Raw genomic sequence first — 14593 nt, forward strand, 5'->3', positions numbered from 1 at the left:
AAGCGCAAGAGAGGTATGGAAGGCAATTAATAACACTTATCCATTACTGTCAATACGTATTCACGGGCCGTGGCCGTCGCCAGCGAAAACAAATTTTATAAAAATCTATTGAATAATACCGGGATGCGATCGGCGCTCGTTCGGAGATGTGTGACTCGACACCTCCACGCGTACCCTTTCCACTGCCGCCAGGACCGCCTCACGTCAAAAGATCGTGACGGCCAGAGGTCTTCGACGCTCAGGGCCATATGGCCTGAGCTGGGCCTGAACTGGCCACTGGTCGTCGCGGAACTGCCTGAAGTGCATGAGGCCGGTGGCTTGACCACCGAACAGCGATAACGTCATCGGCAGGTATGAATGCAAGCGGCCAAAAGCTTCACCGACGGCGCGACCGACGGCCAGGCCGAGCCGATGTGACTCTCCTCGCCAAGACCGTTTGAGTGGAGTTACCTGGTTCGGTAGATATGATCTTTACGTGCGACGGCCCGTCAGAATGCCTGCCGCGACGGCCCGGTCACGCAGAGCTCTGAGCGAGATCACTTCGCCGTCCTCGCGCGTGACGCACCACATTCCCATGCCGTCGCAGGTGCGTGTCTCGCGCACGAACGCTCCGGCCTCGTCGATCTTGCTGTAGATGTCGCCTGTGCTCTCCAGCGTGATCCGTCCCTCGTCGTTGATCTGTGCCCAGTGGCCGGAGCCCAGGTGGGTGAAGACGATGCGCGTACCCGGCTCGATGACACCTGCCGCGACCATACGCGCGACGTCCGTCCGCAGACGTGTCTTTCGTGCAGTGGGCACAACCTCGCCGGCATCGGGCTTGAGGAAGGGATCGGAGAACTTCGCCTGGTCGGCGGCACTGAACCCCAGCCGGTCGAAGGACCAGATCCTGGAACACAACCGCAGGTACAGCTCCTGCCGCGTCTGAACGATGGTGGCCATGGGCGTCCTGGCCACGAAAGGCCGCATGAAGCCGTCCACCTTGTGCGCCTTGACGAACTCACGTAGTCCTGGGAATCGGCGCTGGTACCTCTGGTCGAGCACACCGACAAGAACGTTGTGACGTCCGTAAAGCTCGACCTTTTCGTCATAAGGCAGCGCGCCGAGACTCGCGTTGTCCTTGTCGGGCAGCAGGACCAGCCCTCCGAGCTGGTTGCGCAAGGAGCGGAAACGAAGAGCGTCCGGGATCTCGTCCCGATGCCGCTCCGGTTTGTTCGCGAACAGATGCTCCATCTGGTACGGGAGTGCGTCGTCGAGGTGGTCGGAGACGTCACCACGCTGCCCACACCCTTGCTGGACGAAAGCGGTCAACCTCGCCAGCAGGTACTTCACCTGACCGCGGTTGGTGCCACGCAGGCCGAAACCATTCAAGACGGCATACTCGCGCTCTTCCCCCGGACCTGGGCGGCGAGCACGGCACTGACATCGTCGGCGGTTCGGCATCCGCGAAGACCTACCAGGAGAGCGCCTGTCGCCTCCATGAGATCTCGTTGCTGAACCGGGAGGTCACCTAGGATCCTCAGCACGTACCCGCGGTCGATGTAGGCCGCGATGCGGCCGGCCTTGTCTTTTGCCTCCGCACCATCAAGGACGTGATCATCCATATGTGCCGGGGAGATGGTGTACTGCGGGCCGGGCCCGTGGCGGTGATCGCAGTCCCATACTCGCACGAGGTCGGCCAGCATGGTCGCCAGGACGTTCGCGTTCGGGCCGAACGCGTGGACGCCAAGCTCGACGGTGTCCTCGCCCGGCTTTCGCATGGTGAGGTAGGCGAAGCCGTCTTCGTCGACGACGGCGTTGCACGCCGAGGGGACGGCCGGGTTCACCAGGGCGTCGGCTGGCTCTTCGTCCTGCCCGTCGACGGACAGCAGGCAGGAGCCGCGGGGGGGCGGCCAGCCAGGTCTGGAGGGTGTCGACGCACTCCTGCGGCTGGACGGTGACCCCGCTCCAGCTGTGTGCCCGGCCGGCCTCGAAGGCGCGCTCCAGGACAGCGGGCTCTGCCGGGCAGGACTCCTCGTCGAAACGCAGCCGTACCTTCCCCTCGCGCAGCACCACCTCACGTCGTGGCCACTCACCGCGGCCCCGCATCGGCACGAAACCGCACACTCCCCACCGATCAGTAGGGCCACCGCCGAGCTGGGCGAACCCAATCGCGTGTACCTGGCTGCACGAGTTTTGCCGACACCCTAAATGTCGCCTATCCAACCCATGCAGGCTCTAAGGGTTTTCAAGGACATCGCAAGACATCTGTAAGGACTCCGGCATACCACTGAAAGACACCGAAGCCAAGGAGCCCCCCATGAGCAGCCTCTCCCACCTCCCCCGCAAGCAACAGCGACTCGTGCCCGACGGCCCCCCGTCACGTCGCCGACAGACCGCCCTCACCGTGACCGGTGCCGTCCTACTGAGCCTGACCGGCACCGTTTCGCCGGCACCGCCGGCAGCCGCCGCGGCCCCACCGTTGAAAGGCGCTGGAACCTGCGCCAACATCGACTTCGTCCACCGGCCCCGATCCGCGTTCCCCGACACCGGTCCGGGACGCGCCATCTTCAGGGCGCAGGCGACCACCATCGAGACAGCGGTCCTGTGCCTGATCAACGCCGAACGGACCAACCTGCGACCGCTGAAGAGATACGTCGCGCTGGGCAGGAAGGGATCCCTCAACCTCAGCGCCGCCACAGCGGCTCACGCCGCGGCCGCCGTCGAACTGCGCTGGTGGGGAAAGGCGGAGCCGGGCAAGGACTGCCGGCCGGTGAAGGGCAACCCCGGCCAGTGCGACCCGCACATCAACCCGCAGACCGACTCGACCCCGCTCAGCCGCGCCCAGGCGGTGGGCTACGGTCGCCGCTGCGCATCGTTCTCCATCGGCGAGAACACCTATGCGGGATGGGGGACCTCTTCCGTCACGCCACGAGCGGCCGTCACCTGGTGGATGAACAGCACGCCACACCGCGACGCCATCCTCAACCCGGCCTTCACCGAGGTGTACACCAGAACAGCCTGGGGAAGCGCGGACCGGGCTGCCGGATCCATCACCCCGGCCGTCACCTACGTGCAGATGTTCGGGCGCTGCGACTGACGTTGTTCATCATCTGACTTCTGTCACCCGCGCTGAGCGGCCTGCGACCGGGCGGCACCGGTCGACTGCGTACCGGTCGCCGGCACCACGGACCCTGCGCCGCCATGCCGTACGACATCGACTTCTGTCTCAACCCTGCCCGCCGCGGCATCTCCTCCTGGCCGAATCGCTTCGCCGTGATGGCCTGGCCGGACCGGCTCACCTACGACTCCGTCGCGTCGACCCCGCAGATCACCCGGCCCAGAAGGCGCGTCGCTTCCACGCCGACCTGGCGGACCCGAGGACATCCTGTGGACCCAGGGCACCCAGTCCGACTTCTACGACATCGAACCCCGGGTCGCCCTCGATGAGGTGGTCGCGCATTGTGGGAGGACCCGGTGAAGCGGTCGGCCCTTGTTTGTCGATGTTCTGTCTTTAGTCCTTGTTGCATTTACTCAATTTTGAATTTTCCCTTGCCCTTTACAATGTAGATTTATAATGAAATGAACGTACGGTCACCGGCTGACCGCCGATCGCGGCAGAAGCCGGCACACCCGATCCCGTGGCGACACCGACGACAGACGACGGTGACCATCGGCACGCTGCCCTCTCCCTGCACCCCTCACGGCGTGGTCTCCCCTCCCCTCGCGTACGTGAGAACCACTCCCCGTCCCCCACGGTTACGATGTATGTCTGCTCGGCGATCGGTTCCGGCCGCGGAGTGAGAGGCCCGAGGTGACGATCGATCCGATCGGGCACGGAACTGCACCGTAGGTGACCGATCCACGCTGTGACGTTCGCAGACGGTGGTTCGGACCGATCCCGGACTCGTCAGGGGTGCGCATTTCTAGCTGTTCGTCGCTGTGGGGCGGTTGTGCGCGCTGTCGGTGAGGGATGTCTGGTGGACGGCGGGCAGGATGCGGGTGGTGTGAGGTGTGGCGGGTTCCCTGGCGGGGTGGGGCTGACGGCGGCGGATGCCGCGGCGGCGCGGTCGTGCGGTGGAGGTGGTGGCGGGCGGGACGGTGTGGGGGTGCACCACGGCGATGGCGGCGCTCAGCAGCTGGGTGTTGGGTATCGCCAGTGGGGCGTCGGGGGTGCGCAGGTGCACGTGGATGAGGCCGATCTCGGTGACGGTACCTTCGAAGGTGCCCCCCAGGGTGCCCGAGTGCAGCCGGATGTGGTCGCCGACGCTGACGGTGCGGGTGAACAGCAGGACGACGCCGGCGATGAGGTTGGCCAGGGTCTGCTGGCCGGCGATGCCCAGCAGGGCGCCGGTGAGCGCGCCACCGAGCAGCAGCTGCCCCACCGGTACGGCGAGCAGGCCCAAGGTGAGCAGGAGGGTGCCTGCGGCGCCGGTCACGACGGCGAGGATGCGCACGACGCTGGCGTGCGTCTCGCCGATACGGGCGGCTGTGCGGGTGCGCAGCCAGGTGGCGCCGCGCAGGACCGCCATGGTGGCGGAGACGATGAAGACGGCGGCGCCCGCGGCGCACAGCAGCCGGGCGCTCAGGTCCGGTGAGCGCAGGTCGCCGGCGGATGCGATGACCGCGGCGACGACGGCGAGCATGGTCAGCGCCGCGGGCTGCCGGCCGGGTACGGGCAGGGGTGTACGCGCCTCGCCCGAGACATGCGACGAGGAGCGTTCGGTGCCGGGCTGGGGAACGGGTCGTGCCGCGGTGTGTTCTCGCGGGTCGAGCACCAGGGTGGGTTCTTGCGGGTCGAGCATGGTGTGTTCTTCGGGTCCAGACTGTGACGGATGTGGGTCCGGCGACGGCGCGCAGGACGCGAGCGGGCCGGCGCGCGTGGCCGGTTCGCGGTCCGGCCCCCCGGGTGAGGGCACCGGACCGCTTCGGAGGTGACCAGGGATAGGGCTCACGGATGAGCGCGGTGAGCGCGGCGCGGGTCAGCCCGTGATCTGCTTGCGGTCGCCGTTGCCGCTTCTGATGCTGATCTTGCGGGGCCTGGCCTTGTCCGACACCGGGATGCGTAAGCTCAGCACACCGGCGTCGTAGACGGCTTCGAGCCTGTCGGTGTCGAGGGTGTCGCCCAGGAACAGCTGCCGGCTGAACACTCCCATCGGCCGCTCGGAGATCACGCTCTCCACGCCGTCCCTGCTTCGGCGCTGCCGCTGGGCCTTGACCGTCAGCACGTTGCGCTCGACGGTGACGTCGATCGAGTCGGGGTCGACGCCGGGCAGGTCGAAGTGGACGTCGAACCAGTCGCCGTCGCGTTCCGCGTCGACGTGCATCACCGCGGGCCGGCTCACGGTGCCGACGAGCTGCTCGAAAATGTGGTCGATGTCGCGGAAGGGATCGGTACGCATCAGCATGGTCATTTCCTCCTTGGTGCTCCTTCACCAAAGCCTCGGTACCGGGATGCCCGGTGTTGAGTGCCCTCGACTCAACGTACTTCCACCGATACAACATGCTCGTGTCACTGTCAAACTTGACGCTGCCGTCTTTTCGAAGGCTGACGGCCGGGCCTTGCCGGGCGCCCGCATCCGATCTTCGGGTCGGACGGACCGGCCGGTGCCGGGGCGCACACCTGCGCGACTACGGACGCGCCGGACTCCGGACCGGCGCCCCTCCCCCTCGCACGCCGGTGATGGCGTCCCTCCGATGCCACCCGGCACGCCGGCCGAGTGCCGTCATGCGCACTTGTCGAGGGCCTCTGCCTGGTCCAGGAGCCTGAGCAGGCGGTTCATCCGGGCCGGCACGCCGCTCAGACGGGCTTCGCCGTCGCGGCACAGGCCGGTCAGCATGCGCAGGCCGCCGAGGTCGACGAACGTCAACCGGCTGACGTCGACGACGAGGGGGGCCTCTGCCGTGCGGGCCCGGGTCAGGGTCTGGGCCACCGCGCGGGTGTTGGTGGCGTCGAGTTCGCCGACCAGCCGGGCCAGGCCTCCGGGCGGGGCCGGGTCGTAACCGATGCGCAGGACGCGATCGAGGTAGAGCACGGCCTCGACCCGACGCCCACCGGAGACGGCCTGCTCCTGCACGTTGACGGTCACGGTCTCGCCTTCGGGCGTTCGTCGCGGCCCGGCGGGGCCTGCGGCCGGTGTCGCCCGGCACGGCGAGAAGACCGGCGAGGCGACCGGCGAGGGCCGGTGCTGCACGACAGCCATGTGATCGATCCCCTTGCCTGCCCTGATGTGCGCCGGTGAATCCGGCCCCTCCACTTTACGCCGGAAAGAGGATACACGAAAGATGTTTCCGGTATCCTTCTTCCTGTGCTGGTGTCCGTAGCCGTCCGTTCCAAGGCGATCTGCCCCGGCGACGCGGAAAGGGTGTGACGTGGCCGCCGACAGTCCCGATCAACCTTCGTCCTCGTGGACCTTTCTGACCCACCATGCCCGGGTCCTGCTGGAGATCGCCCGCGACCCGCAGGCGCGGTTGCGCGACATCGCGGCCGTCATCAGTCGGCCGCCGCAACCACTACACCATCGACCCCGACCGCCGTTTCCGCTATCCCACCGAGGCGGACGTGCCCATCGGCATGCTGCTGGACGTCTTCACCCGCCACGACCGGACCCGCCGGACCCATCACGCGGATCTGGCATCGCCGCTCTCGGGCGGCGCCGGCGGGTGACGTCGGCGGGTGACCGCGCCCCGGTCCGAGGTGCACCCGCCCGGGATCCCGCCACGGACCGCCGATACGAAACCGCACATCACCGCATTGAACCGTTGGAGCTTACGCGGTCGCTCACGGCGCGCCGCTGTCGAACTCCGCGGACGACCGGCGTGCGCGCCGGTCAGTGCGGTTCGCGGACGACCGCGACGCCTCCGGCGGGGACGGTGACCGAGCCGCAGACCGGTTTGCCGGTCAGGAGTTCGACGCCGTCGGCGCCGACCTCGGCGCCTGCTCCGGCGTGGTCGATCAGGAACAGGTAGTCCGCGTCGGTGCCGCGGCGCCGGACCGTCTCGACTCCGCCGGGGAGTTCGCGCTCCGGGCGTATGCCTGCCTCCTGGCTGATGCGGTGGAGCAGGGCCGCCAGGGTGCCGGGGTCGGGACGGGTGGCCAGGTACCAGGCGGCCCCGCTCCCGCAGGTGCGACGGGTGACGGCGGGTACGCCGGCCAGCGGGCCGTCGGCGTAGCTGACGATGGCCGCGGCGCCGGTGAGCCGGACCCGTTCTGACCACAGACCGGCCGTCGCGCCGGGCGGTACGTCACCGGTGAGGCCGACGGTCTCACCGGGCAGCAGTGGGAAGAGCTCGTCGGTACGCACGCCGAGGACCTCGCGGAAGGCGCCCGGGTAGCCGTCCAGGCGGATGTGGCAGTTCTCGTCGACCGCGCCGCTGTGGAAGCCGACGGCCAGGGTGCCGCCACGCTCGGCGAACCCGGTGAGATTCGCGGCGCCGGCGTCGTCGGCCAGGTACAGGCTGGGGACGAGCACCAGCCGGTACCGGTCGAGTCCGGGGTCCTCAGGGCGGACGAAGTCGATGGTGATGCCCGCTCGCCACAGCGGCGCGTACCAGTCCCGCACCAGGTCCTGGTAGCGCAGTTCACCATTGGGCTGGGAGGGCAGTTCGAGGGCCCAGCGAGCGTCCCAGTCCCAGACGATGGCGACGTGGGCGGCGCTGGTGCTGCCGCGCACCTCGCCCAGGGCCTTCAGGTCGGCGCCGAGGCGGACGACGTCCTGCCAGATGCGGCTGTCGGTGCCCGCGTGGGGCAGCATCGCCGAGTGCCATTGTTCGGCGCCCGCTTTGGCCGCCCGCCACTGGAAGAAGGCGATGCCGTCGGCGCCGTGGGCGACGTGTGCCAGTGCGTTGCGGTACATCTCTCCCGGCCGCTTGGCGCGGTTGACGTGCTGCCAGTTGACGGCGCCGGTGGAGTGCTCCATCAGCAGCCAAGGACGGCCGCCGGCGAGCGACCGTACGAGGTCGCCGCTGAGGGCGATGTCGAGTTGAGGGTCGGGGTCGTCGGAGATCAGGTAGTGGTCGTTGGAGACGACGTCCAGGTGGGGGGCCCAGCGCCAGTAGTCCAGGGCGTCGAACGTGCGCATGACCATGAAGTTGGTCGTGACGGGGATGCCGGGGGCGGCCCGGCGCAACACCTCGCGTTCGGAGGTGTACAGCGAGAGCAGTTCGTCGGAGCAGAAGCGCCGCCAGTCGAGCCGATGGGCCGGGTTGGGATCGGCGCCGGTCGCGCGGGGCGGCAGGATCTCCTCCCAGGAGTAGTACCACTGGCTCCAGAAAGCGGTGCCCCACGCGTGGTTGAGGGCGCGGAGGTCGTCGTCGTAGCGGGCGCGCAGCCAGGTGCGGAAGGCGGTGGCGCTGGTGTCGCAGTAGCAGGCGGCGTTGTGGCAGCCGTATTCGTTGTGCACGTGCCACATGGCGAGGGCGGGGTGACCGGCGTACCGTCCGGCGAGCGCCCCGGCGATGCGCAGGGCCGCCTGCCGGTAGGCGGGATTGCTGGGGCAGAACGTCTGGCGGCTGCCGGGCCACAGGAGGCGGCCGTCGCGGTCGACCGGCAGCGCATCGGGATGGGCGCGGAAGAACCAGGCGGGCGGCGCGGCCGTGGGCGTGGCCAGGTCGGCCGCGATGCCGTTGTCGTGCAGCAGATCCAGGATCCGGTCCATCCGGGAGAAGTCGTATCGGCCCTCGGAGGGCTCCAGCAGCGCCCAGGAGAAGATGCCGACACTGACCATCGTCACACCGGCCTCGCGCATGAGGCGCATGTCCTCGGCCCAGACGTCCTCGGGCCACTGCTCGGGGTTGTAGTCACCGCCGTAGGCGATGCCCGGCACCCGCAGCGCCCCGGTCGTCGGACCGTCCGTTCCGGGTCGGTGACCACGCTCCGGTGCCCCGTCGCCCGCCAGGGTGGGATCGGTGCCGAGGGGGGTGTCGATGGGGATGCGATGCGTCAAGGTAGGCGTCTCCTTCGTAGATGCAGACAGGCCACAACGCTCCGGGCCCGCCGGATCACGGTCGGCGGACCCGGAGCGAGCGGGGACAGCGGGGGCTGTCGCGCCTTCTTTCTCAGCGGGTCAGTTGACCCGGACGATCTGCCGGCGCTGGTCGTCGAGACCGACGTCGTTCCACTGGACGACGGGCGCACCGTTGGCGGTGGAGGACTGCGCGACCCCCGGCCGCAGGCCGCTGTGTCTGTTGATCAGGGCCGGGCGCGGCCCCCGAGGGTAGAGCGATGCGGACCCGGTGCCGCGTCACCGTCGATGTGATGGACATGGATGGGCTCCCATGACGTCGTTCAGGGAAGAGAAGGTGCTGTCGCCGTCGCCTCTGGCGGGACATGCCCATGGGCGGGGACAGCGGTGTCCGTAGCAGGGGGGACGTCAGCCGGTGGGGGCGACGCCCTTCAGGCGACGGGTGAGCAGGCCGCCCGGCGAACGGCTGCGGTGTGTCCTGGGCGATGCGAGGCGATGCGGGGCGGGACCTGGCCGAGCCGGTGTCCTCTCACGACTCACCGAGCTTGGCGCATGACGGTTTTGACTGCGTAGTCATGACCTGGTTGCGTCCGTGTTCCTCCTGGGTCGTGACGGCCACCGGTTCTCTTGCGACGGCGAAGGGCCCCAGGGAGGGCGATGGATCTGTTCATGGGGCGGCCTCTTTTCTGCCGGCGCTGGGCACCGCGTCGGCCGCAACGGCGTCACCAGCAAACAAAAGCGGGATGTGAGGAAGTGTTAACGTAAACACGGTCAGCGTCAAGAGTGGTGAGACGACTTCCCCGGCCGCGTGCAGCGCGTTTGCTGGCTGCCGCGTCGTTCGGGCGGTCGACCGCACTCACGGGCAGGTCACAGATGCATTGCGAAGCTTGACCGTGGCTCGCTGATTGCGTAGACATGTCTCCGCAGTCAGACATTCTCGGGCAGACGTCCACTGGGAGAGACCATGGCACCACAGACCAGAGGGAGTGGAGGCTCCTCGGTGCCCCGCAGCGTGGACGTGGCCCGCCTGGCCGGAGTCTCGCAGAAAACGGTGTCCAGAGTTCTCAACGACGAGCCGTACGTCTCGGCCGAGGTTCGTCAACGCGTTCTGAACGCCGCCGGGCAGCTCGGTTACCGGTTGAACAACGCGGCCAGGGCGCTGGCCTCCGGCCGCACCCGTACGGTCGGTGTGGTGACGCTCGGCACAGCCGGGTACGGGCCCGCCTCGCTGCTGGTGTCCGTGGAGCGAGCTCTTCGCGACGCCGGTTACGCGCTGCGTGTGGCCAGCACGATGGAAGGCGACCCGGCGGGGATCGCCGGCGCCGTGACGTCGCTGCTGGAACAGGGCGTGGACGGCATCGTCATCTCCGAGCCGATCGATGAGGGCCTCGTCTACGTCCGCGTCGACGTGCCGGTCCTCTTCCTCGGCGCGCCACCGTCCTTCGCCGCCTCCCAGGCGGTCACCGTAGGGGTCGGTTCCCACGCGCTGGCGCGGGCGGCCACCGAGCACCTGCTGGACCTGGGACACGCGACCGTCCATCATGTCGCCGGTCCGCAGCGGTGGTACGCCGCCAGGGACCGCCTGGAGGGATGGCGGGCTGCGTTGCGTGCGCACGGCCTGAACGAGCCGGCTGTCGTCGAGGGCGACTGGTCTGCCGCCTCCGGATACGTCGCGGGTCGCGAGCTGGCCGGTGACAGCGATGTGACCGCGGTGTTCGTCGCAGGTGACGAGATGGCCATCGGCGTGATCCGCGCGCTGGTCGAAGCCGGTCGGCGGATACCGCAGGACGTCAGCGTCGTCGGTTTCGACGACAACCCGGTCGCGGCCTACATCACTCCCCCGCTGACCACGGTGCGCCAGCCGTTCGACGCCGCCGCGCAGGAGGGGATCAAGCTCCTGATCCATACCATCGAAAAGCCCGACGTAGACCTTCCGCCGGCGGCCGACCAACCGGTCGAGCTCGTCGTCCGCAGTTCGACCGCGCCCCCGTCCCGGAGGACCCCGGGCCGCCGGCGCGCGACCTCTCGCTGATCGCCGTCGACCGGCGCACCCGTCCCCTCCGGGCCGCGCCCGGCCTTACGAAGTACCGCATCATCCCCCCTGCTCCGCCGGCCACTTCCATGACGGCGGAAGCTCTCTGAACGGCGTTCGCCGGTCGTGATCCGAAGAACGCCGGTCCTTCCGCCCTGCCGGTCACATCTTCACCCCTCATCCCGCGCACGCACCGGCCCGCATGCCCTGGCCGGACGTGCCGGTTCCCCCTTCCCATCGACGGGAGTCCCCCATGCCTCACCCCGGTCACCCCCCGGTAAACCGTCGGCTCCTTCTCACCACGGCCGGAGCGATGTCGTTGTGCGTGGCGCTGGCCGCCTGCGGCGGCACCGCCGGCACCGGCGCCGGCAACGGCGCAACGGGCGGCTCTGCCTCCTCCGCCCCTGGGCCGGTGAGTCAGGCCGAGATCGACAAGGCCATGTCGACGCCGACCGAGCTGACGTTCTGGACCTGGGCCCCGGACATCGCCCAGGAGGTCGCGCTGTTCGAGAAGAAGTACCCGGCCGTCAAAGTCAAGATCGTCAACGCGGGCCAGGGCGTACCGCAGTACACCAAACTCCGTACCGCGTTGCAGGCCGGCACCGGCGCCCCGGACGTGGTCCAGATCGAGTACCAGTACATCCCGACGTTCACGATCACCGACAGCCTGCTGGACCTGCGGCCCTACGGCGCGGGGGCACTGAAGAACACGTTCGTGGACTGGACGTGGAGCCAGGTCAGCGGCGCACGCGGCGAGGTGTGGGCGATCCCGCAGGACACCGGCCCGATGGGCATGCTGTACCGCAAGGACATCTTCGACAAGCACAGGATTCCCGTGCCGAAGACGTGGGAAGAGTTCGCCGCCGCGGCCCGCACGCTGCACGCCGCCGACCCGGACGTCTACCTGACCAACCTCGCCGCGAACGAGGCCGCCGCCTGGCACGGCCTGCTGTGGCAGGCGGGAGCCACGCCCTACGCCGGCTCCGGCAAGAGCGACATCGCCATCAGGGTCAACGACGAGACGTCCAAGAAGCTCGGCACGTACTGGGGCGCCCTGGCCAAGGAGGGGGTCATCGGCGTCGAGCCGGACTTCACCGACGCCTGGTACTCCGCGCTGAACAAGGGCAAGTACGCCACCTGGATCACCGCGGCCTGGGGGCCGGTCTTCCTGTCCGGCGCGGCCAAGTCCACCGCCGGCAAGTGGCGGGCCGCCCCGCTGCCGCAGTGGGACGCCTCCAGGCCGAGCTCGGGCAACTGGGGCGGCTCGACCAGCGCGGTCACCAGGACGACCAAGAACCCGATCGCCGCGGCGCGGTTCGCGCAGTTCCTCAACAGCGACCCGGAAAGCGCGAAGCTGTTCGCCACCGAGCAGTTCCTCTTCCCGGCGACCAAGGCGCTGCTCGCCGACCCGGGCTACGTGGGTGAGACTCCCGCCTTCTACGGCGGCCAGCAGGTCAACCAGGTGTTCGCCGACATCAGCGACACGGTCGACTCCACGTTCCAGTGGCCACCGTTCCTGGACCGGGTGGTGACCGACTGGACCGAGACGGTCGGCAAGTCCCTGGCCGGCAAGAGCGACACGGTCGCCGCGCTGGACCAGTGGCAGACGCGGATCACGACCTTCGCCGAGAGCCAGGGCTTCACCGTCCAGGAGCAGTGAACCGTCATCGGGGTCCCGCGCGCGCGGGCACGGAACCCCGACGGTCGGGACCAGTCCTCCCACCGTGGAAAGGATCGAAGATGACCGCCGTGACCGCGGCCTCGCACGAGGACGCGCGCCGGACGCGAACGGCACGTCCCACCCGCAGGCGCCTGCGCAACGGCGCGGCGGGGCCGCTGTTCGTCGCCCCGTTCCTCGTGCTCTTCCTCGTGCTCTTCCTGACCCCGCTCGGCTATGCCGCCTACCTCAGCATGTTCCAGAACCGCCTCATCGGCGGCACGACGTTCGTCGGGCTGGACAACTACCTCACCGCCGTCCAGGACCCGCTTCTGATCAAGGGGGTCCTACGGGTCGCGGCGTTCTTCGTGATCCAGGTTCCGGTGATGCTGCTGCTGGCGCTGCTGTTCGCGCTCGCGCTCGACAGCGGCCTGGTGCGACTGGCGCGCGTGGTGCGACTGGGTGTCTTCGTCCCCTACGCCGTCCCCAGCGTGGTCGCCTCGCTCATGTGGGGCTACCTCTACGGTCCGGACTACGGCCCGTTCGCGCAGCTCGGCGAGACACTGGGGCTGCCGGTCCCGCGATTCCTCAGCGAGGGGTGGATGCTCGGCAGCCTGGCGAACATCGTGACGTGGGAGTTCGTCGGCTACAACATGATCCTCCTGTACGCCGCCCTGCGCGCCGTACCCCAGGACCTGTACGAGGCCGCCGCGATGGACGGCGCGGGCGCCTGGCGAATCGCCTGGAGCATCAAACTGCCCGCTCTGCGGCCGGCGCTCCTGCTCGCCCTGGTGTTCTCCGTCATCGGCAGCTTCCAGCTGTTCAACGAACCGAACCTGCTGCAACGCCTGGCTCCGGACGTCATCGACAGTGCCTACACCGCCAATCTCTACGCCTACTCCCTGGCCTTCACCAGCCAGCAGATCAACTACGCGGCCGCGATCTCCTTCCTGCTGGGCATGGTCATCGTGATCGTCTCTTACGCCGTCCTGCTCACCGCGAACCGCAGGGGGACCTCATGACCTCCCGCACGCCGGTCACACACCGCGCACCCGCGCGTCGCCGGCGCCCGGCACCCACCCGCCGGTACAGCACCCCGCTGACGATCGCCATGCTGGCCGCACTGGGCTACTTCCTGCTGCCGTTGTTCTGGCTGGTGGTCGCCTCGACCAAAAGCACTCAAGACCTGTTCACCACGTTCGGCCTGTGGTTCTCCCACGCCCCGCAACCGCTGACGAACATCGCGGCGGTCTTCGGCCACGACGACGGCGTCTTCACCCGCTGGTTGCTCAACACCGTCCTGTACGCCGTCGTCAGTGCGCTCGGCGCCGCGCTTCTGGCGGCGTCCGCCGGTTACGGGTTCGCCAAGTTCCGCTTCCGCGGTGACCGCGCCGCCTTCAACCTGGTGCTCGGCGCGATCATGGTGCCGACCACCGCCCTGGCCATCCCGACCTACCTGCTGTTCGCCAAGGTGGACCTGGTCAACACCCCCTGGGCGATCATCCTGCCCTCACTGGTCAGCCCCTTCGGCCTCTACCTCATGCGGGTCTACGCCGCCGACGCGGTCCCGGACAGCATCCTGGAGGCCGCCCGCGTCGACGGCGCCGGCGAGACGGCGATCTTCTTCAGGATCGTGCTGCGGCTGCTCGCTCCGGGCCTGGTCACGGTCGTGCTGTTCACGCTGGTCTCCACGTGGAACAACTACTTCCTGCCGCTCATCATGCTCAACGACCCGAACCTGTACCCCATCACGGTCGGCCTGGCCTCCTGGGCGTCCCAGGCCGTCGGCGGCGGCTCCGGCGCCGACGGCGACATGCTCGCGCTCGTCGTGACCGGTTCCCTGCTGTCCGTCGCCCCGCTCCTGGTGGCCTTCCTGTCGCTGCAGCGCTACTGGCAGAGCGGCCTGACCGGCGGCGGCGTCAAGCAGTGACCCCGCCCTCCGCCCCGCCCACTCCTTCGGAGGTT

General features: G+C 68.7%; 11 protein-coding genes. 5 read left to right on the plus strand and 6 right to left on the minus strand.

Annotated elements, in window-relative coordinates:
- Positions 1–471 precede the first annotated feature (471 nt).
- Together ACIBCT_RS22365 and ACIBCT_RS22370 are read right to left on the minus strand one after the other, a co-directional pair.
- On the minus strand, positions 472–1440 hold the full coding sequence (locus tag ACIBCT_RS22365) for a DUF1524 domain-containing protein (protein WP_399191401.1): 969 nt from the start codon (positions 1438–1440) through the stop codon (positions 472–474).
- Complete coding sequence (locus tag ACIBCT_RS22370) at positions 1365–1823, minus strand: hypothetical protein (protein ID WP_399191403.1); 459 nt, start codon at positions 1821–1823, stop codon at positions 1365–1367. The genes ACIBCT_RS22365 and ACIBCT_RS22370 overlap by 76 nt, the downstream gene beginning before the upstream one ends.
- A gap of 473 nt (positions 1824–2296) precedes the next feature.
- Between ACIBCT_RS22370 and ACIBCT_RS22375 the strand changes: the two genes are divergently transcribed.
- Complete coding sequence (locus ACIBCT_RS22375; RefSeq protein ID WP_399191405.1) at positions 2297–3076, plus strand: CAP domain-containing protein; 780 nt, start codon at positions 2297–2299, stop codon at positions 3074–3076.
- Positions 3077–3902: 826 nt separating this feature from the next.
- On the opposite strand, the gene ACIBCT_RS22380 is transcribed toward ACIBCT_RS22375, so the two are convergent.
- The 4 genes from ACIBCT_RS22380 to ACIBCT_RS22395 form a co-directional block, all read right to left on the minus strand.
- Positions 3903–4781, minus strand: coding sequence for a mechanosensitive ion channel domain-containing protein (locus ACIBCT_RS22380; protein WP_399191407.1), 879 nt, complete (start codon positions 4779–4781; stop codon positions 3903–3905).
- A 177-nt stretch (positions 4782–4958) separates the two neighbouring features.
- Entirely contained in the window at positions 4959–5384 is a 426-nt protein-coding gene (locus ACIBCT_RS22385) for an Hsp20/alpha crystallin family protein (RefSeq protein ID WP_399191832.1), read from the minus strand.
- 318 nt (positions 5385–5702) lie between these two features.
- Positions 5703–6179 (minus strand): STAS domain-containing protein, encoded by a 477-nt coding sequence (locus ACIBCT_RS22390; RefSeq protein ID WP_399191409.1) that lies wholly within the window; start codon positions 6177–6179, stop codon positions 5703–5705.
- 627 nt (positions 6180–6806) lie between these two features.
- Positions 6807–8921 carry a beta-galactosidase gene (locus tag ACIBCT_RS22395; RefSeq protein WP_399191411.1) on the minus strand — a complete coding sequence of 705 codons (2115 nt, stop codon included), beginning with the start codon at positions 8919–8921 and terminating at the stop codon, positions 6807–6809.
- A gap of 1018 nt (positions 8922–9939) precedes the next feature.
- On the opposite strand from ACIBCT_RS22395, the gene ACIBCT_RS22400 reads away from it, so the two are divergent.
- The 4 genes from ACIBCT_RS22400 to ACIBCT_RS22415 all read left to right on the plus strand — a co-directional run bounded on the left by ACIBCT_RS22400 (position 9940) and on the right by ACIBCT_RS22415 (position 14558).
- Positions 9940–10971, plus strand: coding sequence for a LacI family DNA-binding transcriptional regulator (locus tag ACIBCT_RS22400; protein WP_399191413.1), 1032 nt, complete (start codon positions 9940–9942; stop codon positions 10969–10971).
- Between the two features lie 313 nt (positions 10972–11284).
- Positions 11285–12631 carry an extracellular solute-binding protein gene (locus ACIBCT_RS22405; protein ID WP_399191415.1) on the plus strand — a complete coding sequence of 449 codons (1347 nt, stop codon included), beginning with the start codon at positions 11285–11287 and terminating at the stop codon, positions 12629–12631.
- 80 nt (positions 12632–12711) lie between these two features.
- Positions 12712–13650: a carbohydrate ABC transporter permease gene (locus tag ACIBCT_RS22410; protein WP_399191417.1), complete on the plus strand. Its 939-nt coding sequence runs from the start codon at positions 12712–12714 to the stop codon at positions 13648–13650.
- Positions 13647–14558 (plus strand): carbohydrate ABC transporter permease, encoded by a 912-nt coding sequence (locus ACIBCT_RS22415; RefSeq protein WP_399191419.1) that lies wholly within the window; start codon positions 13647–13649, stop codon positions 14556–14558. Before ACIBCT_RS22410 ends, ACIBCT_RS22415 begins: the two co-directional genes overlap by 4 nt.
- Positions 14559–14593: the final 35 nt, after the last annotated feature.

The organism is Streptosporangium sp. NPDC050855, assembly GCF_044456585.1.
Classification (GTDB): domain Bacteria; phylum Actinomycetota; class Actinomycetes; order Streptosporangiales; family Streptosporangiaceae; genus Streptosporangium; species Streptosporangium longisporum.